The sequence below is a fragment of the Flavobacterium crocinum genome (assembly GCF_003122385.1).
GTDB classification, from domain to species: domain Bacteria; phylum Bacteroidota; class Bacteroidia; order Flavobacteriales; family Flavobacteriaceae; genus Flavobacterium; species Flavobacterium crocinum.
This window is the reverse complement of the sequence record NZ_CP029255.1, coordinates 4,390,997-4,412,294: the sequence shown is the minus strand read 5'-3', so window position 1 is coordinate 4,412,294 and position 21,298 is coordinate 4,390,997. Positions and strand designations below refer to the sequence as shown.

General features: G+C 34.8%; 9 protein-coding genes. All 9 read left to right on the top strand.

Going from position 1 to position 21,298, the window contains the following annotated elements:
* Positions 1 to 8: 8 nt before the first annotated feature.
* The 9 genes from HYN56_RS19365 (at position 9) to HYN56_RS19325 (ending at position 21,262) form a co-directional block, all read left to right on the top strand.
* The gene (locus tag HYN56_RS19365) at positions 9 to 1,382 is read left to right on the top strand and encodes a sugar porter family MFS transporter (protein WP_109193688.1); all 1,374 of its coding nucleotides are present in this window, start codon (positions 9 to 11) and stop codon (positions 1,380 to 1,382) included.
* Positions 1,369 to 2,151 (top strand): gluconate 5-dehydrogenase, encoded by a 783-nt coding sequence (locus HYN56_RS19360; RefSeq protein ID WP_205727632.1) that lies wholly within the window; start codon positions 1,369 to 1,371, stop codon positions 2,149 to 2,151. Before HYN56_RS19365 ends, HYN56_RS19360 begins: the two co-directional genes overlap by 14 nt.
* 156 nt (positions 2,152 to 2,307) lie before the next feature.
* Positions 2,308 to 4,590 carry a heparinase II/III domain-containing protein gene (locus HYN56_RS19355; RefSeq protein WP_109193686.1) on the top strand — a complete coding sequence of 761 codons (2,283 nt, stop codon included), beginning with the start codon at positions 2,308 to 2,310 and terminating at the stop codon, positions 4,588 to 4,590.
* Between the two features lie 268 nt (positions 4,591 to 4,858).
* Positions 4,859 to 6,190, top strand: coding sequence for a BNR repeat-containing protein (locus tag HYN56_RS19350; RefSeq protein ID WP_109193685.1), 1,332 nt, complete (start codon positions 4,859 to 4,861; stop codon positions 6,188 to 6,190).
* Positions 6,191 to 6,466: 276 nt separating this feature from the next.
* Entirely contained in the window at positions 6,467 to 9,580 is a 3,114-nt protein-coding gene (locus HYN56_RS19345; RefSeq protein WP_109193684.1) for a glycoside hydrolase family 2 TIM barrel-domain containing protein, read from the top strand.
* A 182-nt stretch (positions 9,581 to 9,762) separates the two neighbouring features.
* Positions 9,763 to 13,860: a hybrid sensor histidine kinase/response regulator transcription factor gene (locus HYN56_RS19340; RefSeq protein WP_146194613.1), complete on the top strand. Its 4,098-nt coding sequence runs from the start codon at positions 9,763 to 9,765 to the stop codon at positions 13,858 to 13,860.
* A gap of 289 nt (positions 13,861 to 14,149) precedes the next feature.
* Positions 14,150 to 15,280 carry a glycoside hydrolase family 88/105 protein gene (locus HYN56_RS19335; RefSeq protein ID WP_109194871.1) on the top strand — a complete coding sequence of 377 codons (1,131 nt, stop codon included), beginning with the start codon at positions 14,150 to 14,152 and terminating at the stop codon, positions 15,278 to 15,280.
* 653 nt (positions 15,281 to 15,933) lie between these two features.
* Positions 15,934 to 19,266, top strand: a complete 3,333-nt coding sequence (locus tag HYN56_RS19330) for a SusC/RagA family TonB-linked outer membrane protein (protein WP_109193682.1) — start codon at positions 15,934 to 15,936, stop codon at positions 19,264 to 19,266.
* A 13-nt stretch (positions 19,267 to 19,279) separates the two neighbouring features.
* Entirely contained in the window at positions 19,280 to 21,262 is a 1,983-nt protein-coding gene (locus tag HYN56_RS19325) for a RagB/SusD family nutrient uptake outer membrane protein (protein WP_109193681.1), read from the top strand.
* Positions 21,263 to 21,298: the final 36 nt, after the last annotated feature.

The following is a 21,298-nucleotide window of genomic DNA, read 5'->3' as shown; positions in this document are numbered from 1 at the left end:
TTTTTAAAATGAAAAATAAAAAAATCATTTACTGGTCGGTCGTTGTGGCGTTGGCTGGTTTTCTTTTCGGCTTTGATACCGTTGTCATTTCGGGAGCCGATAAACAATTACAGACATTATGGAATTCTTCGGATTTGTTTCATGGTTTGGTAGTCATGTCTTCTGCACTTTGGGGGACTGTATTAGGAGCTGTTTTTGGAGCATTGCCTACCAACAAATTAGGTCGCAAAAACACTTTGATTTTAATTGGAGTGTTGTTCTTTTTGTCGGCAGTTGGAACGGCTTTTGCGAATTCCCCGATTGTTTTTACGGTTTTCCGATTCCTTGGAGGCTTAGGTATTGGCGCCTCAACTATTGCTGCTCCAACCTATGTATCCGAAATTGCTCCGGCCAAAGACCGTGGTAAGTTAGTGGCACTATATCAATTTAACATCGTATTCGGTATTCTGATTGCTTTTCTTTCCAATTATTTATTACAGGATATAGGAGAAAATTCATGGCGTTGGATGTTGGGAGTACAAGCAGCTCCAGCATTAATTTACACACTTTTGGTTTTGGGCATCCCAGAAAGTCCTCGTTACATTTTTGATTATAAAAAAGATACAGCTAAAGCAAAAGAAATTCTTTTACTAGTGAACACTCCCGAAGAAGCAGAGTTGGAATTAGAAGCTATGTCTAATGAAAAAGTAAAAGAAAAAGTAGACGAATCTATCTTTATGAAAAAATATAGAAAACCGTTAATGCTGGCTTTCTTTATTGCCTTATTCAATCAATTTTCCGGAATCAATGCATTTTTATATTATGCACCGAGGATTTTTGAATTGGCAGGTCTTGAAAAATCGGCTTCTTTCTTTAGCAGCATCGGAATCGGAATGGTAAACTTAGTATTTACACTGGTAGGAATTTCATTAATAGACAAATATGGTCGTAAAACTTTGATGTATTTAGGGTCTGTTGGATATATTGTTTCCTTAGCTCTAGTGACTATGGCATTCTATTTTGAGTGGAAAGGTATGGCAGTTCCTTTGTTTTTCTTTTTATTCATTGCTTCTCACGCAGTAGGACAAGGTTCAGTAATTTGGGTATTTATTTCAGAATTGTTCCCAAATAAATTACGTGCGGCAGGTACAGCTTTTGGAACTTCGGTACATTGGGTATTGGCGGCGTTGATCCCATCTTTTATCCCTTTTTTGTTTAATGAAATTGGCGCAACTACAGTGTTCTCTATTTTCTGTCTAATGATGGTTTGGCAGTTATTATGGGTATTCTTTCAAATGCCTGAAACCAAAGGTAGAACGCTCGAAGAACTTTCAGAAAGTTTAGCCGCAAAATCATCTATTATACAAAATTCTAATAAAAAAGTTGAAAATGAATTCATTTAGTTTACAAGGAAAAACAGCTTTAATTACAGGAGCGACACATGGTTTAGGAATGGCTATGGCGATTGGATTGGCTCAGGCAGGTGCCGAATTAATTATAACAAATAACCTAAAAGAACCTTTAGATGCGGCTATCGAGCAGTATAAGGATTTAGGATTTAAAGCTTCAGGTTATGTGTTTGATGTCACCGATGAAGTAGAAGCAGAGAAACAAGTGACCCTTATTGAAAAAAATCATGGTAAAATTGATATTCTGGTAAACAATGCCGGAATTATTCTAAGAGTATTAGCTTTAGATATGCCTGTCTCCGATTTTAGAAAAGTGGTTGATGTAGACCTTATTGGTCCTTTTATCATGTCCAAATTAGTGGCTAAAAATATGGTTGAGCGCCGCTCGGGTAAAATTATTAACATCTGCTCAATGATGAGCGAACTAGGGCGTGATAACGTGAGTGCTTATGCCTCAGCTAAAGGAGGGCTTAAAATGTTAACTCGTAGTTTAGCAACAGAATGGGCTAAGTATAATGTACAGGTTAATGCTATTGGCCCTGGATATTTTGCCACTTCACAAACAGCTCCAATTCGCGTAGATGGACATCCATTTAATGATTTTATCATCAGTCGTACACCCGCTGGACGTTGGGGAGAGCCTGAAGATCTTGCTGGTACCGCCGTATTTCTAGCCTCAGAAGCAAGCAATTTTATTAATGGACAAGTAATTTATGTAGATGGAGGTATACTGGCTACAATTGGTAAACCTTCAAACGAATAGATTTCTTACCACTAAATATTCATTTAAGACTCGGATAAAAAGTTTGGTTAATTGTTAGCTGAGTTATTTAGTAGGCTGTTATCTTGTATAGCAGCCTATTTTTGCAAATATTACCACGTCAATATAGATTGGCAAACAATTTTTTAAAATTGGAATATGAAAAAAATACTTTTAGCGGCTTTTATAATAGTTTCTAATCTATTATGGTCGCAAAAAATGCAGCACCCTGCATTATTGTTAACTTCGGAAAGAGTCAACTACGCAAAAAAAATGACGGATAGTGATCCAAGATTAAAGGAAGCTTGGAAAATCATTAAAAAACAAGCAGATGATGCGCTTTCTAAAAATGATTTACTGAAGACCGATTATTTGGCTTTGGCTTATTTAATGTCTAATGATAAAAAATATGCCGAAAAAACAAAAGAAATATTATTGAATTCAATAAGAGGTAAACAATGGAGTAGTACCGATGAAATGATGTTGCGGAAACCAGCTTGGCGAGCAGATTTAGGATTTTCTCATAAATGCCGTATTAGTGCTATTGCCTATGATGGAATTTACAATATGCTTTCAGAAACAGAAAGAAAAGAAATTGCTGAGGGCTTATTCAATTATGGAGTCCTACCTGGTTTAGGTGATTGGTTTTTAGAACCAACCCGAATTCATTCGCTTAATTCTATGGGACACAATTGGTGGACATCTTGTGCCAGTATGTCTGGATTGTTAGCATTGAGTATTTCAAACGAAGTACCTCAGGCAGCTACTGCAGCAGCAAAGTTTTATGAACAGTTACCCGAATGGTTTGCTTTTGCTGGTGATGAACTTCAAAATAAACCCAAAAGTTTCGATAAAAATGGAGGAATGTACGAAAGTATTAATTACGCCAATTTTGGTATATCTGAAGCTTTAGTGTATATGTTGGCTTGGAAAAATGCCTATCCCAATACTAAACCATTAGAAATACCGGAATTAAAAAATACGCCAGATTTTTTTATGTATTGCGGCTATCAGGGAGATAATAAAATACAAAGCCTCAATTTTGGTGATAGCAGGGCAGAAATTACAGCAGAAAATGTAATGCTGCTTCTCTATACTTTAGGTCAAAAAGAGGATAATATGTTATGGTACTTAAAGCAAACAGAAACAGGTAACAACAGAGAAGGACTTTATAGAAATACACCTTTAGGATTTTTGTATTATCCGGATACTAATAAAGCTCCCAAAGAACCAAACCTAAAAAACTCGCAGTTATTTGCTGATTTTGGCTGGGCTACTTTGCGAAATAACTGGAAACATGATGCAACAATGTTAGCTGTAAAAAGTGGACATACCTGGAATCACTCGCATGCTGATGCTAATTCATTTTTAGTGTACTATAAAGGTGAAAATCTTATTGCAGATGGTGGTCATTGCTGGTATCCAAATCCTGCTTACCGCGACTATTTTTTTCAAAGTCAGGCACATAATGTAGTCTTGTTCAATGGAGAAGGTCAGCCTGTTAATCAGCAATACGAAGGATCTATGCTGGATGGTAAACTTACTAATTTGTTGGATGCTGGTACCATAAAATATATTTTAGCCAATGCAACTGGTCCTACCTCTAATAATTTCACTCGCAATTTTAGACACTTTTTATGGATGGATAATATCATTTATATTGTTGATGATTTAAAAACCTACAAAGAAGGTAATTTCGAATGGCTATGGCATTTAGAAGGTGAAGTAAAAAAGAGTGGAGTAGATATTAATGTAAAAAACAACGAAGCAGCGCTAACTATTCGTCCCATATATCCTGAATATATTACTCCTTCCAATTTTGTACATGACTATCCAACCTTTTCACGTTTTGAAGAACGTAAAGCTCCTTCTGAAGATTTAAAAGGAGAAACGACCTATTATGCTGTTAAATCTCCAGTAGCGGCGAGAAAGATTAAGGGATTAACTGCTATTGTTCTAAAAGAAAAAGAAACAGATAAAATGCCTAAAATAGAGAAAATTGAAGGCAAAGACTGGCTAGGAATACGTGTGCATAATAATGGTAAGATTACGGATATTATGATCAATCAATTAGCAGATGGTACTTTAATGCATTCCAATTCCTGGATATGGGCCGATGGCTGGGAAACCGATGCTTATATGTTTGCAGTAACTTATGATGAAAATAGTAAACCAAATGATGCTAAGGAAATTTGTATAATTTACGGTAGCGCATTGCGACGTGACAACAAAGCTTATTTTGGTTCATTATCAAAATTAAATATGATTCAAAAATTAGAGGGAAAAACAATGTCAGTTAACATCGATGGACAACCATTGATCAATGCTTCATTTTATGCACCAAAACAGCTTGATACTTTGCTTGTAAATGGAGTAAAATCAACATTTGATTTAGATGGTGAATATTTGAGTGTTAAATTAGATAATCGTATTAAAGACTAAAGAACAGGATAATTATGGTAGTATTAAAACTTCAATTAGTTTAATATCTTCTAAGGATTGAATACAATTATTTAAGGAATCTTGTTTATAAGCAATTTTGTATTTCAATATTTTTTAACTCTTTTGTTTATTGAATAGCTTTATCTCGGCGTATTTATTGTAATTTTTAAGAAAGTATATTTTTTTATGTTTTTTATTAGAAATATGTAAAATTTAAAAAGTTTACTACATTTGAAGTGTTATCTTAACACTTGTAAAAAAACAGAGAATGGAAATAGCTTTAGATAAACAATTAAATAGAAAGGTAATCAGTAAAATAAAGTTTTTAATACTGGTGTTTTTTTCATTTCATGTAAATGCTCAGTTAAAAACTACAGAAAGTGAAGTAGGCTTAGGCTGGAGTAACAATTCTGTTAATACGGTTATTTTTAGAAATAGTGCACTGACCTCGTTTAAAGGAAATCAATATACAGCTTACTACGATCCGGAAGGCAGAATGGTTTTGGCAAAACGAAAACTAAATTCAAACAAATGGGATAAAGTAATTACGCCTTACAGCGGCAATGTAAAAGATGCTCACAACGATATCAGCATTGCAATAGACAGCGACGGTTATCTTCATGTGAGCTGGGATCATCATGATACGCGTTTGCGTTATGCCAGAAGTAAAAAACCGTTTACTTTAGAATTAGGCGAAGAAAAAGCAATGACAGGAGTTGATGAAAGTAAAGTTACTTATCCTGAATTCCATAATCTTCCTAATGGAAATTTATTGTTCTGCTATCGTTCCGGAGCTTCGGGAAGAGGAAATCTGGTTATGAAATCTTATGATGTAAAAACGAAGCTATGGACATCCTTACAAAATAATTTAATTGATGGCGAAAACCAGCGCAGTGCGTATTGGCAAATGTGTATAGGTGAGAAAGAAATTTACATTTCATGGGTTTGGAGAGAAAGCTGGGATGTATCAACAAACCATGATATTTGTTATGCCTTTTCAGCTGATGGAGGAAAAACATGGCGAAAATCTACAGGAGAAAAATACAATTTACCAATTACAAAAAACACAGCTGAACATGCTTGGGAAGTACCGCAAAACAGCAGTTTAATTAACCAAACAGCAATGACTGTGGATGAAAATGGAAATCCATACATTACTACGTATTGGGACAATAATGGTATTCCGCAATATAAAGTAGTGTATTTGGCTGATGGAAAATGGAATTTAATCAATACCGATTTTCATAAGAAGCCATTTAGTTTAGGCGGAGGCGGAACCAAGAGAATTCCGATTTCACGTCCTGAGATTTTGGTTGATAAATCGATGCTCTATTTGCTTTTGAGAGATGAAGAACGTGATAATAAAATCACATTGGCTTATACCAGTTTAGAAAATAAAAAATGGCAGTTAACAGATTTAAGCCGTTTTACAGTCGGACAATGGGAACCGAATTTGGATAAAGAACTTTGGAAAGAGAAAAAACAGCTTCATATTTTTTCTCAAAATGTAAGTCAGGCAGATGGAGAAAGATTAGTAAAAGTAAATCCGGAACCTGTACAAGTTTTGGAAGTAAAAAATCTGCCCGTTTTAAAAAATTAATATTGGATTAAAAAGAATGTTTTTTTAGCATAAGTATATTTTTTTTGTTTAACATTTTTTGAATTAATAATTATGAATAATGTAAATTATCGTCTAATTAGCTCGCTTTTTGGTTGTTTATGCTGATATACCCCTTCTAATTTATTGTAGCGCCCCTCTTGTCTTATAGGTCGTTATCTAAATTTGTGATGTTGATTTTTATTTCGATGTTGAGCGATAGGCCTTGGTCGAAATAAATTTTGGAGTATTAAATTTTAAAAACCTTTGTGTAGTTAAATGAAAAAAATTGTATTAGCACTTGCTTTGTTTTGGAGTCTGCAAAATAATTATGCCCAGAATAATGAATGGGAAAATCCTCAGATTTTGGACAGAGGAAAAGAAAAAGGCAGAAGTTCTTTTCTGTTATTCAGCAATGAAACGGAACTGAAAGCAAACAATCCTCAAAAATCAGAATTGTATCAGAGTTTGAATGGAAATTGGAAATTCAATATTGTTAAAAATCCTTCTCAAAGACCTATGGATTTTTATGCGCCAAATTTGAATGATTCCAATTGGAAAAACATTCAGGTGCCTTCTAACTGGGAACTGCAAGGTTATGATATTCCAATTTATACTAATATCACGTATCCGTTTCCAAAAAATCCGCCTTTTATAAATGGCGATTATAATCCGGTTGGAAGTTACAGACGTACTTTTAATGTATCTGATTCATGGAACGATAAAGAAATCATTCTTCATTTTGCTTCAATTTCAGGATATGCGAGAGTATTCCTGAATGGAAAAGAAGTAGGAATGACTAAAGCATCTAAAACTCCGGCTGAATTTAATATTACTTCATTTTTAAAGAAAGGAGAAAATTTATTGGCTGTTCAGGTAATCCGTTGGCATGATGGAAGTTATTTGGAAGATCAGGATTTTTGGAGATTAAGCGGTATAGAAAGAGAGGTATATCTGCAGGCAATGCCTAAAACGACCGTTTGGGATTATTTTGTAAAAAGTGATTTAGACAATCAATATAAAAACGGACTTTTTAATGTGGATGTCACTTTAAAATATTTTGAAAAGAATAAAATAAAAAATCCATCTGTAAAGGTGGAATTATTTGACAATCAGGATAAAGTAATCTATTCTGAAAGCAAAAAAGTCAATGATAAAGAGCAAAATATCCATTTTGAAAAGACAATCGAAAATGTAAAACTATGGAGCAATGAAACGCCTAATCTGTATCGATATACCATTACATTATTAGACAATAAAGGCAAAACATTAGAAATTATTTCTAAAAAAACAGGTTTTAGAAAAGTTGAAATTAAGAACGCTCGTTTGCTTGTAAATGGCAAAGTCATTATGGTAAAAGGAGTTAATATTCATGAACACGATGATGTAAATGGTCACGTTCCTAATGAAAAATTGACGTTGAAGGATCTTCAGTTAATGAGAGAACACAACATTAATGCTATCAGAATGAGTCATTATCCGCATGATCCTCATATTTATGAGATGTGTGATCAATATGGTTTTTATGTGGTGGATGAAGCCAATATCGAAAGTCATGCAATGGGAGCAGAATGGCAGAATTGGTTTGACCAGAAAAAACATCCAGCTTATTTGCCGGAATGGGCACCGGCACATTTAGATCGTATCGAAAGAATGTTTGCCGTTGACAAAAACCATCCTTCGATTATTGTTTGGTCTTTAGGAAATGAATGTGGTAACGGACCAGTTTTTTATGATGCTTACGATTGGCTGAAAAAAGTCGATACTACACGTCCGGTTCAGTTTGAGCAGGCAGGAGAAAATAGAAATACGGATATAGTAGCTCCAATGTATCCAAGTATTAAAAGCATGAAAAATTATGCAAATTCTGACAAAACACGTCCGTACATTATGTGTGAATATGCGCATGCGATGGGACAAAGCAGTGGTAATTTTCAGGAATATTGGGATATTATCAATAACAGTAAACGCATGCAGGGTGGTTTTATTTGGGATTGGGTAGATCAGGGAATCAAAACTCAAAACGATAAAGGACAGGTTTTCTGGGCTTATGGAGGAGATTTAGGAGGTGCTGGTCTTCAGAATGATGAAAATGGCTGTGCAGATGGACTTATTTTCTCAAACAGAACACCAAAACCAGCTTTAGAGGAAGTGAAAAAAGTATATCAAAACATTGAAATTCTTTTAAATACCAGAACGGAATTAATAATCAGAAATCATTTTAATTATACCAATCTGTCCAATTATAACTTTAAGTATGAACTGATTAAAAACGGTTCAAAAGTAAAATCAGGTGAATTTAGTTTTGATTTAGAACCGGAACAAAGTAAAAAAATAGCAATTTCTTTAGGCGATATTGACGAGAATTCAGAATATTTTTTAAATGTTTTTGCCTTTTCAAAATACGATGATCCTTTAGTAGCAAAAGGATTTGAATTTGCCAGAGCACAATTTGAAATAGCAAAAGGAAATTATTTTGCATCGAATACCAAACCAAATAATGCGTCTAAGTTAAAGTATTCAAAAGCAAACAATATTCTTTCTTTTGAAACAGAAAATAGTAAAGGAGAATTTGATCTTAAAAAAGGACAAATTCTGACATATGCATCAAAAAAAGGAGAGAATGTGATTGTAAATTTCCCAACACCTTATTTCTGGCGTGCTCCAACAGATAATGATTTTGGAAGTGGTATGCCAAATAAATTAGGAATTTGGAAAGAAGCATCAAAAAATCCGACAGTTGTAAGTGTTGTTTTGGATGAAAAAAATACAGCAGGATTAGGAATAAAAGTAGCTTATAAATTAGCGCAAGCTGATGTTCCGTATACAGTAGATTATTTGATTCAGAATAATGGCGAAATTAAAATAACGTCTTCAATCGATATGACAGGAAAAGATTTACCTGAAATGCCTCGTTTTGGAATGCGTATGAAACTAAACGGATCATTTGATAATTTACGTTATTATGGAAGAGGACCTTGGGAGAATTATTCAGATAGAAATTCGGCAGCGTTTATAGGAGAATATTCAGATAAAGTGAGCAATCAATATGCAAGAAATTTTATTCGTCCACAGGAATCGGGATATAAAACAGATGTGCGTTGGCTGACTTTAAAAAACAATGCAGGACAAGGTTTAAGAATTGACGGCGCACAGCCAATTGGTTTTAGCGCTCTGAATATTTCGACAGAAGATTTGGATCCGGGAAAAAATAAGGAACAGCGTCATCCGACTGATTTAAACTTAGATTCTAAAGAAGCCGTTTACCTGCATGTAGATTACAAGCAAAGAGGTCTTGGAGGCGATGACAGCTGGGGAAGTCTGCCACATGAACAATATCGTTTGTTGGGCAAAAAATACAGCTATTCCTACACAGTATCATTGATTAATTAGTTAGTAGTTCGTCTTTTTGGAAGGAAAAACCTATGAGTAAACATCATAGGTTTTTCTGATTTTTAAATATTTTTGAATAATTGCCTTTTAAGGAATAAAATTTTACAACATATGCTTTTTTAAAATAATACATCTATTTATAGATTCATCAAAAACTTAACCTAACCTAACCAGTGCACATTTTGAAAAACAGAATTCTATTATTTTTAATGCTTTTAGTTTGCTTTCCGGCTCAACCACAGTCGGATGGGGAATTATCTGCTTCTAAATTTGGACAGGAAAAATATACTATCGGCTACATCGGGATAAAAAACGGACTTGCCAATAACGCTGTTACTTCGGTTTACAAAGACAAAAGAGGCCTGATGTGGTTTGGTACTTATGATGGAATAAGCAGATATGACGGCTATAATTTTTTAAATTTCAGAAATGAACCAAACGATTCTAATTCACTAAATAATAATAGAGTTGTAAGTATTTGCGGAACCAAAGATGAGATTTGGATTGGTACAAAAGGTGGTATAAGTGTTTACAATTATCTCAACAATCACTTTAGCAGAAGATATTATCTAAATGCAAAAAACTCTAAGACAGAGCCAATAGATTTTGTAGTTAATAAGATCATGGATTTTAAATCGGTTATGTATATCGGCACCGCTGGTAAAGGACTGCTTTATTGTGGAGCCAAACAAAAAAGAATTATTCAGATTCCGCTTTATGTAAAAGGAAAACTGCAATGGGATTACCATGTTCAGGGAATGGATTTTGATCAATTGGGTAAGTTTTGGTGTTTTGTTCAGGGAGTTGGTCTTGTGACTATGGATGCAACGGCCAAAAAACTGGTTGTCGTTTTATCTGATTTTCAGCAGGGGAACTGCATTTTGTGTGATAAATTTTCTAATATTTGGGTAGGAGTTGATGGTGGTTTATTAAAGTATAATTCAATAAATAAAACACATCGCATTTATGCAAATCAGGAATTGCAAAATCCTATTTCCGATTTGATGTGCAAACCGGATAAAAAAGAACTTTGGATTGCTACCAATGGTAACGGAATAGTAAAATATAGTTATGCATCGGATAGTTTTTCTTTGTTTAATGCCAATTCAGATGAGCAAAAATTAAATAGTAACGCTATTTCTTCGCTTTTTTCGGATAATGAAAATAGAGTTTGGGTTGGAACTTTAAGAGGAGGCGTTAATAAAATTGAGGAAAGAAAAAGTCCTTTTACGACCATTTCTAAAAATGAAAAGATAAAAAATACGATTCCAAGTGATTTTATTCTTTCCTTATCTGAGCAGGACAGCGATCATTTATGGATAGGAACAGACGGAGCAGGAGCAAGTTTGTGGAATAGAAAAACCAATACATTCACAAATTATTCCCACAGCTCCAATAATACCAATTCGATATCTAATAATTTTGTTTCCTCAATCGTAACTGACAGTAGAGGAACTTGGTTTGCGACTTATGGTGGCGGTGTCTGTTTGTTTAATTCGCAGACTCATAATTTCAAAAAGTACACCTTTTTTAATCCTAAAGTGGGAGCAAATCAAAAGAATTTCTGGGTGCTTTTTCGCGCTAAGAATAATGTTTTGTGGGCGGCTTCTCCAGATGATGAAGGGTTATACCGCTATAATGAAAGACAGGATAAATTTGATTTTATTGATGCCAAAATCAGAGGAATCATTTCAATTGCAGAAGACAGTAAAGGAAATCTTTGGATAGGGAATTTTACGGATTTAGTCGAATTCAATCCAAAAACAATGCAACGCAAAGTCATTGATCTTAAATATCCGGTACGATCTGTTATTGCTGTTTCGCCTGAAAAAATGCTTGTAGGAACAGAAGGAGGAGGGCTTTTGATCTTTAATCCGCAGACGCTGCAAAAGAAATTTCTAACCCAAAAAGATGGAATTCCAAATAATTCGGTATTAAATATTGTAAAGGATAATAAAGGAGATTATTGGTGCAGCACTTATAATGGAATATTTGTTTACAATGCTCAAACGGGACATATTACAAGTTATCATGATGCTGATGGTCTTCAGAGCAATCAGTTTAATTATAATGCGGCGCTTAAACTTTCAACGGGTGAAATCCTTTTTGGCGGAATCAAAGGTTTTAATATCATAAATACAAAAATTAATACACAGATTCATGATTTTCCAAAGCTGGTTATCACGACAATAAAAGTAAATAATAAGGTTTATGATCAATCCAATTTAACTTCTTTTGGAATCGATAAACTGAAATTACCTTATGACGAATCAATGCTCAATATTGATTTTGCTGCTTTAGAATACAGTCTTCCTGAAAAAATTTCTTATGCTTATTTTTTAGAAGGATGGGATTCGCAATGGCATTATGTAGATAATATTCGAAGTGCCAACTATTCTAAAATCACAGAAGGAGATTATGTGCTGAAAATCAAATCTACTAATGCTGAAGGAATCTGGAGCAAAAGTGCTATTTCGCTCCCGATTACCATATTACCTCCTTGGTACAGAAGCGGTTTTGCTTATTTTATATATTTCATGATGATTTGTCTTGCTATTTATGTAGTCGACAAATATCAGCGTCAGCAGGCCAATCTTAAATACGAAGTAAAACTTTCGCAGGATTTGGCAAAACAGGAAAAAGAACTTAATGAGAAAAAAATAACCTTTTTCACTAATATTTCTCATGAGTTCAGATCGCCTTTAACCATGATTATTAATCCTTTAAAAGATATCATTTACGGAACCGACCAACAGATTGATCCTGGTGCTATTGAAATGGTTTACAGCAATTCAAGAAGATTGTTGAGTTTGGTAGATCAGCTTCTTTTGTTTAGAAAAACGGAAACCGAAACGGGAAAACTTAAAATTGGTCAAATTGATATTGTAGAATTGGCTAAAGAAGTTTTTAGTTGTTTTGTGCATCACGCCAAAGTCAAAAAAATAGATTACAGTTTTAGTATTTCTGAAGAAAGGGTATTGGTCTATGTAGACCGGGAAAAAATAGAAATGGCTCTGTTTAATTTGATTTCGAATGCATTAAAATTTACAGAAAAGGAGAACGGAAGTGTTGCGGTTAATTTGCGCTGTACAGATAATGAAGTTATCATAAAAGTGATTGATAATGGCGAAGGAGTTTCAGATGCTGATAAAGAGAAAATATTTAATTTATTTTATCAGTCCAATAATAACATAAAAAACAACCGCAAGGGATTTGGTATTGGACTTTATTTGGTGAAACAATTTGTAAATCAGCATCATGGCGCGGTTAGCTGTTATGATAATGAAAATGGCGGATCCATTTTTGAAATTAAAATACCTTTAGGAAAAGAACATTTTGGGGATATTGAAATCAGGGAAGATTTAAGTGACAGAACCTTATTTTTAGAGGAAGCTCTGGAAGACACCGTGATACAGGAAAATGTATTGAAAACCATTGAAGAACCTGAAACAGTCAGTGATTTGATTAAAGATGCCAAAAGTATTTTGGTTGTAGATGATAATGCCCAAATAAGAAATTATTTAAAACGGATATTATCCGCAAAATATCATATTACTCTAGCCGAAAATGCTGAAATAGCTTTAACTCTAATTAGAAAAGTACAACCCGATTTGATTATTTCTGATGTTGTGATGGGAGAAATGAATGGAGTTGCTTTTTGCAAGCATATCAAATCAGACGAAGAATTAAAACATATTCCTGTGATATTGCTTACCGGAGGAACTTCGGAAGAAGTGAAACTTAAAGGAGCCGAAGTTGGAGCCGATGATTATATTACAAAACCTTTTGACAATGACTATTTACTAGCCAGAATCAGCGGGATATTGGCGCGACGTGATAGTGAGCAAAATTATCTGCTTAATTCAGTTACCAAAAAAGAAGCGAATCTAAAATTATCTGATGAAGATAAAAAACTCATCGAACGAATTGTAGATATAATTGATGCCAATTTGGATGTGGAGAATTTCAACGTCCATGATTTGGCATTTCATTTAGGAATGAGTTATTCTTTGGTATATAAAAAAATTAAAAAGATTACCGGTAAATCGGTTTCAGAGTTTACCAGAAATGTACGTTTGCGAAAAGTAGCGACCTTATTAATCACAACAGATTTACAGATAAGTCAGGCCGCTTCAATTGCCGGTTTTGGCGATATTAAGTATTTTAGAAAACACTTTCAGCAATTTTACAATATAAATCCTTCCGAGTTTAAGAAGAAATATCAAAACGTAAAGGATAATAAATACATACTGAATGAAAGTTTTTGGAAATCAACGTGATAATTAAAATAGAATTTTAAAAAGTAATTAAACATAAAAACTAACGGCTGGGTGCAATGATTTTAAATACATAGAAACATAGTTTTTAGAAGATTAAAAAAAGGCGTTTCACTAATTTAAATGCACATAGTCTATGTGTGGAAACTAGTTTCTTTTGATCTCTTTTTTCGACATAAAAATCTATGTTTCTATGTGTTAAAGGTTATTTTTTTAAATTTCACTCAGAGGGTTAAAATTGTAAACCTTATAATCTTAAAATATAATGATGAATTTTAAAAAATCATTTTTTATGGCAATAGCTTCTCTTTCTCTTGCGACTATTGGATGTAAAACAGGAAATGTAAAACAGGAAAACGGAATAAAAGAATCTAAAAAAGAGGTAATTGCTATTATCGATAAAGTAAATAACCGTTGGCAGTCAACACATCCGGAATCAGGAAATGCTTTTTGGCATGTTTCCGCTTATCACACTGGAAATATGGAAGCTTACAAAGTAACCCAAAACAAAAAATATTTAGATTATTCGATGGCTTGGGCGGAGAAGAATCAATGGATGGGTGCGAAATCAACTGATAAATCAGAATGGAAATACAACTACGGAGAAACAGATAAATATGTATTGTTTGGAGACTGGCAGATTTGTTTTCAAACCTATATTGATTTATACAACTTTACAGGAAAAAATGATCCTAAAAAAATTGCCCGTGCCCGTGAAGTGATGGAATATGAAATGAGTACGCCACAAAACGATTATTGGTGGTGGGTTGACGGCTTGTATATGGTAATGCCGGTAATGACAAAGCTGTACAACGTTACAGAAAATGAAATGTATTTAGAAAAACTCCATTCTTATTTACAATATGCGGACAGCATTATGTATGATGAAGAAGCAAAGCTATATTTCCGTGATGCTAAATATGTGTATCCAAAACACAAAAGTGCTAATGGGAAAAAAGATTTTTGGGCTAGAGGAGATGGCTGGATCTTTGCAGGTTATGCCAAAATTATTCAGGATTTACCAAAATCGGCTAAACATAGAGAAGAGTATATCAGCCGTTTTAAAGATATGGCCAAAGCTCTCGCTGCCACACAGAAAAAAGGCGGCTATTGGACAAGAAGTATTCTGGATCCTGAACATGCACCGGGGCCAGAAACCAGCGGTACAGCCTTTTTTACTTATGGTTTTATGTGGGGAATTAACAACGGCTTTTTGGATAAAAAAGAATATCTTCCAATAGTGCAAAAATCATGGAATTACTTAACCACTTTTGCGCTGCAGCCAGATGGGACTTTGGGATATGTCCAGCCTATTGGCGAAAAAGCAATTCCGGGACAAGTTGTCGATAAAAATTCCACAGCTGATTTTGGAGTTGGCGCTTTTTTATTAGCGGCGTCAGAGGTTTATCGTTATGTGAAATAATTAATTTCGTTTTATTGTATTTGAAAAGGAAGCTGTCTTTTAAGATAGCTTCCTTTTTTTTTAGCTTCGGAGAAGCGTCATATTTATAGCAAAGAACAGACGTTTACAAAAAAAGCTCCAGAGGAGCGACATATACTAGAGATTATGAAAAATATGTCGCTCCTCCGGAGCTTTTTTTCATTTGTCTTATTAAAATTCTATAAATATTTTACCCCCGCTAGGGTATTGTTTATGATATAATTTTTATAAAGATTCTTTTTAGTCAAAAAATATGTTTTGAGATTGCTTCATTTTTTCATTTTTCCAAAGTTATTTAAGATAAATATTAAGAGATTATAATGCTTGTTTATTTATATCCAGCTTTTAAATAATTATACATCATACATTTTGAATATGCTTTTTTTGTCATTCCTATAAAAAAATCCCGTTTTGCCTCTAAAAATACGGATTTGCCCCTTTTTTAATGTTGTAATTACCCCCTTTTGCTTAGGCGTCTTGCTATAGATTTGTAATGCAAACTATTGATAATTAAACGATAATGTGTGCTTAAAAAATTTTGAAAAAGAAAATTGTAAAAAACACACTTGTAGTCGTTCGTTTCTATATTTTGTAGACTAATTAACTTATCAATTAACCAAAACTTACAACCAAAAATGACAAACTTTATTAGGAAGATTAAGGCTCCTGATTATGGATCTGGATTTGATTTGAAAAAGAAACTCACACTACTTTGTGTATTAGTTTCATTGTCTCAAGTACATGCATTTTCTACTGAATCGAGTAGTAAAATAGGAGCAGAAAAAGTACAGCCACAAAACAGTATTAGTGGACAAGTAAAAGACAGTAAAGGTGTTCCGCTTCCGGGAGCATCAGTTTTAATTAAAGGAACAAAAAAAGGAACTATAACAGATTTTGACGGAAAATTTACTTTAGCGGGAGATGAGAATTCCATATTAGTAATATCGTTTGTTGGTTTTGTAACTCAGGAAGTAGCAGTAAACGGCAAAACGAATATTAATATAAAATTAGAAGATAGTGCAGCTTCATTAGACGAAGTGGTGGTAGTGGGATATGGTAAAATGAAGAAAAAAGATTTAACCGGATCAATTGTTCAGGTTAAAGCAGAAGCTTTGGCAAACCAAAACCCACAAACTGTTCAGGATTTATTAAGAGGTGTTCCGGGTCTAAAAGTAGGCTATGACCCTTCTGCAAAAGGAGGAGGATCTTTGCAGATTCGAGGGCAGACTTCTGTTTACAATCCTGATGGCGCAAATCATAACTCGCCGCTTATTATTTTAGACGGAATGCAGTTCTACGGAGAACTTTCAGAAATTAATCCTGATGATGTTGGCCAGATTGATATCTTAAAAGATGCATCTGCGACAGCGGTATATGGTTCTAAAGCGGCAGCTGGGGTTATTGTTATTTCGACAAAAAAAGGAAAAGCAGGCAAGCCTATTATTAATGTTACTACAAACTTGACGATTGTCAATGAAAGTGCTTACAGAAACGTATATTCTCCGGAAGGATATATAAAATACCGTCAGGATTGGGAAACTGCTAAAACGTATGGCACCAATACAACAACCGGAAACTACGAGGCGTGGGTTACAGGAACAGCAGCCGGTAAACCGGGTTATTATGCAAGTCCGGACCAATTAAGTCAGTACGGAATTACAGAGGCGCAATGGTTAGCGTATCAGCCGGCTTCACAAATTCAAGGAAAAAGTCTGAATGAAGTTTGGGGATTGCGTTTAGGAATTACCGATGCAACGCTTTTAAAGAACTTTACAGAAGGAAAAACACACGATTGGTACAATAGTACTTTTAGAACAGGAATAAATCGCGACAATAATTTAAGTGTTTCTGGAGCAAGTGATAAAGTAAATTATTATATGTCTTTAGGATATTTAACATCAGAAGGTGCTATTCAGGGTAATGATTATACTGCTGTTCGTGCCAATATGAAAGTAGATGCTAAAATTACTGATTGGCTTGAATTTGGAGCAAACGTTAATTTTCAGGATCGTTCAGATGGAGATATATCTGTTGGAACAGGAACGAATTATTGGGATGCCAATATGTTAAGAAACAGCCCGTTTGCTAACTTCAAAGAAGCAAATGGTGATTACGCAAGACAACCAATGGGACCAACAATTGGTGGATATAACTACTATTATGATCGCCAATATATGGATCTTGACAGAGGATATACTGTATTGAATACTATTTTTAATACAAAAGTAACTTTGCCTTTTGGGATTACGTACTCATTTAATGCTGCACCACGCTATGAATTCTTTTACAATCGTTATTTCCAGTCGGCTGGCAATAAAAACTGGAATGCTGTTAATATTGGAGTGGATAGAGAAAACGGTAAAAAATTCACCTGGAACATAAACAATACCATAACATGGGATCATACATTTAATGGAAAGCACCATATTATCGCAACTTTCGTTCAGGAAGCAGAAGATTTAAAAACATGGTCGGATCGTATTGATGCAAATAACATCCAGCCATCAGATGCTTTAGGATATCATAATATCGCCAATGCAACACTTGCTAATAGTACTTTTACAGCAACAGATACACATCAGACAGGTGATGCTTTAATGGCAAGACTTTTCTATTCCTTTGACGATCGTTATATGATTACTGGAACAGTTCGTCGTGATGGATATTCCGCATTCGGGGCTTCATATCCTTATGCTACTTTCCCTTCTGTAGCATTGGGCTGGAATTTTAATAAAGAAAAATGGTTTCATTGGGAACCGCTAAGCACTGGTAAATTACGTTTATCATGGGGTAAAAATGGAAACAGATCGCTCGCTGATCCTTACTTGGCTTTAGCCAATTTAAGTTCAGGAACGGGTGCAACTATGGGATATATCGATGCTTCAGGAAACATTGTAGATATGAAATATCTGGGAATAGACCGTATGGCAAATCCTAATTTGCAATGGGAAAAAACAACAGCATCTAATATTGGTCTTGATCTTGGTTTCTTAAATGACAGAATTACAACTACAATTGATGTTTATAAGTCGGTTACTCACGATATGATTATGAGTCAGCGTTTACCTGAGTTTACCGGATTTTCATCGATTGCAACCAATCTTGGAGAGGTTGAAAATAAAGGTATTGAGATCAGTCTTACTACTTTAAATATGAAGAGACCAAACTTTGAGTGGACTACGATGGTTGCTTTTTCATACAACAAGAATACGATTAACAAATTGTATGGCAATATGGAAGATATTAAAGATGCCAATGGAAATGTTATTGGAAGAAAAGAGGCAGACGATAAAACCAACGGATGGTTTATTGGCAAACCTATTTCTCAAATCTGGGATTATAAGGTAATTGGAATCTGGCAAAAAGATGAAGCGGTTGAAGCAGCACTATACGGACAGCGTCCGGGTGACCCAAAAGTAGAAAACAGCTATACTGCTGATGATGTAAACGGAAAACCAACTTATAACGAAAAAGACAAACAATTTTTAGGGCAGACAACACCACCAATTAACTGGTCGCTTCGCAATGAATTTACATTTTATAAAAATTGGAATTTGGCGATCAATATGTATTCGTACATGGGACACAAATCAATGGATGGACGTTATATGAACACGTACAATGATGGTAGTTTATATACCAATAACTACAATCCGTTTGTAAATCCGTATTGGACAATTGACAATCCAACAAATGACTGGGCGCGTCTTGATGCCAGAGGACCTGCAGGAGCTGGAACAGCAAAATTATACGATCGCAGTTTTATACGTTTAGACAATATTTCTTTGGCGTATTCACTTCCAAAAGATCTTATAACCCGCTTGCATGTGAGAAATTTCAAAATCTATGCTTCTGTTCAGAATGTGGCAACTTGGTCGGCTTCTAAACAATGGAAATATTATGGTGATCCGGAGACTGGCGGGCTTGCTACCCGAATGTTCAATTTAGGATTTAACGTTTCACTTTAAAAATTAGTCAATAATGAAAAGATATATACAAAATAAAATTTCAAGAATAGCGCCTTTAGTTGCGGTTGCTGCTCTTTTTGTTTCCTGCTCAGAAGATTTTCTGGAACCAGATCCGCTTTCGTTTTACGAACCGGAAGCAACTTTTAGTACAGAAAGTGGATTACAGGCCGTTTTAGCAAGTGCCGATAAACAGCTTCGTAACAACTATATTCATTATAACAATGCTGGTAATAGTGTGCCTATTGGTACCGAATATGTTTTCTCTGATATGTCAAAATATGGAAAAACAGATAATACCAGCACCATTTCTGATTTTGCTAATACTATGGTGCCTACCATGAGTTATAAAACTTCAACAAATGATGATTTCTATTTCGGATTTTACTGGACGGAAGCTTATACGGGAATTAAACATGCCAATACCGTTTTAACTTATATTGATAAAGTAACAAGTTTGACAGAAGAAGTAAAACGTAAATATATCGGTCAGGCTTATTTTCATAGAGCATACCGTTATCTTAACTTGGTTTATCAGTTTGGAGATATTCCATTGATTACAAAGATTTTGGAAGTACCTAAGCAAAGTTATTATTCAACTAAAAAAGAAGCCATTATCGAAATGATTACGGCTGATATGGAAAAGGCTGTAGAATGGGTGCCGGAACAATCAAAACTGCCTTATCTGGGAGTGGTAAACAAGGGAGCATGCCGTCAGTTATTGATTAAGTGTTATCTGGCTTCCGGAAGATTTAAAGATGCAGAAAATCAGGCCGATTTACTAATTAATCAATCGGGTTATTCTTTGATGCAGGGTTCATTTGGAACTTTTGATGCAGGAGGAAATCCAGCAACATGGACAATCACCAGAAATGTGATTTGGGATTTACACCGACCTGAAAATAAAGTTATTGCCGCTAACAGAGAAGCTATTTTGGTAATGCCAAACGGTGGAGTACAATCTTTTTTACCATTTGCATCTATGAGAATTTTTGGTCCGAACTGGAATTCTGGTACAGTTACTACTCCTGACGGAAAGCAAGCGGCAAATCGTTTTGCTTCAAATAACGCCAATTATCAGGCTAACTACGATTATGCCAGAGCTTTAGGACGTGGTATTGCAACAATTAGTGCTTCTTATTATTCGCAACATCCTATGTGGGTGGTTAATGGTGTGGAAGACAAACAAGACCTTAGACATAACAGTACCGTTGGGAACTGGGTAAATATGGAAAATCTTAAATACAGCGACAAGACTTCTGCATATTATGGACAAAACTTCAGATTAAAAAATGGCACTACATTGTTGTCAAAAGATACACTGCGTGAATGGTTTGATTTTCCGTTGTATAAAATCTATCTGCATGATGTAGTAAATGAAACAAATCCAAATGCAAATGATTTTCAGGGAGCAAGTACAGGAAGTAAAGCACATTGGTACTTATATCGTTTGGCTGAAACTTATTTGTTGAGAGCTGAAGCACGTTTTTACCAAGGTAATGTTGGAGGAGCAGCTCAAGACGTAAATGTTATTAGAGCGAGAGCTGGTGCATCACAAATGTATGGAACAGTAACTATCGGCGATATTTGTGCAGAAAGAGGAAGAGAACTTTATCTGGAAGAATGGAGGAATGTCGAGCTAAAGCGTATTTCGCATTGTCTCGCACTCAGCGGACAGGCTGATGAATGGGGACAAACCTACAGTAAAACCAATTGGGACAAACAGTCCGGAACGGATAATGCCGGCGGAAGTTATTGGTATCAGCGAATTGTCCACTATACTCTTTACAACAAATATCCAAGCGGTATTGTGGTGCCAAACGGAACTAAATTTTATACCATGGACAAACGCAACAATTACTGGCCAATACCAAACAGTGCTATAACGGCTAATATCAAAGGCAAATTAAGTCAGAACTTTGGTTACGATGGTTATGATCCTAGCGTTAAGGTTTGGGATAAATGGCAGGATGCTGTCGCAGATGAAAGCCAACTTTAAATTAGCTTTATAATAAAAAGTATTTGAACTGCAGTA

Bases quoted from the DNA above. Each gene is read 5' to 3' on its own strand.
- HYN56_RS19365 (WP_109193688.1), top strand. From the start codon at position 9: ATGAAAAATAAAAAAATCATTTACTGGTCGGTCGTTGTGGCGTTGGCT.
- HYN56_RS19360 (WP_205727632.1), top strand. From the start codon at position 1,369: ATGAATTCATTTAGTTTACAAGGAAAAACAGCTTTAATTACAGGAGCG.
- HYN56_RS19355 (WP_109193686.1), top strand. From the start codon at position 2,308: ATGAAAAAAATACTTTTAGCGGCTTTTATAATAGTTTCTAATCTATTA.
- HYN56_RS19350 (WP_109193685.1), top strand. From the start codon at position 4,859: ATGGAAATAGCTTTAGATAAACAATTAAATAGAAAGGTAATCAGTAAA.
- HYN56_RS19345 (WP_109193684.1), top strand. From the start codon at position 6,467: ATGAAAAAAATTGTATTAGCACTTGCTTTGTTTTGGAGTCTGCAAAAT.
- HYN56_RS19335 (WP_109194871.1), top strand. From the start codon at position 14,150: ATGGCAATAGCTTCTCTTTCTCTTGCGACTATTGGATGTAAAACAGGA.
- HYN56_RS19330 (WP_109193682.1), top strand. From the start codon at position 15,934: ATGACAAACTTTATTAGGAAGATTAAGGCTCCTGATTATGGATCTGGA.
- HYN56_RS19325 (WP_109193681.1), top strand. From the start codon at position 19,280: ATGAAAAGATATATACAAAATAAAATTTCAAGAATAGCGCCTTTAGTT.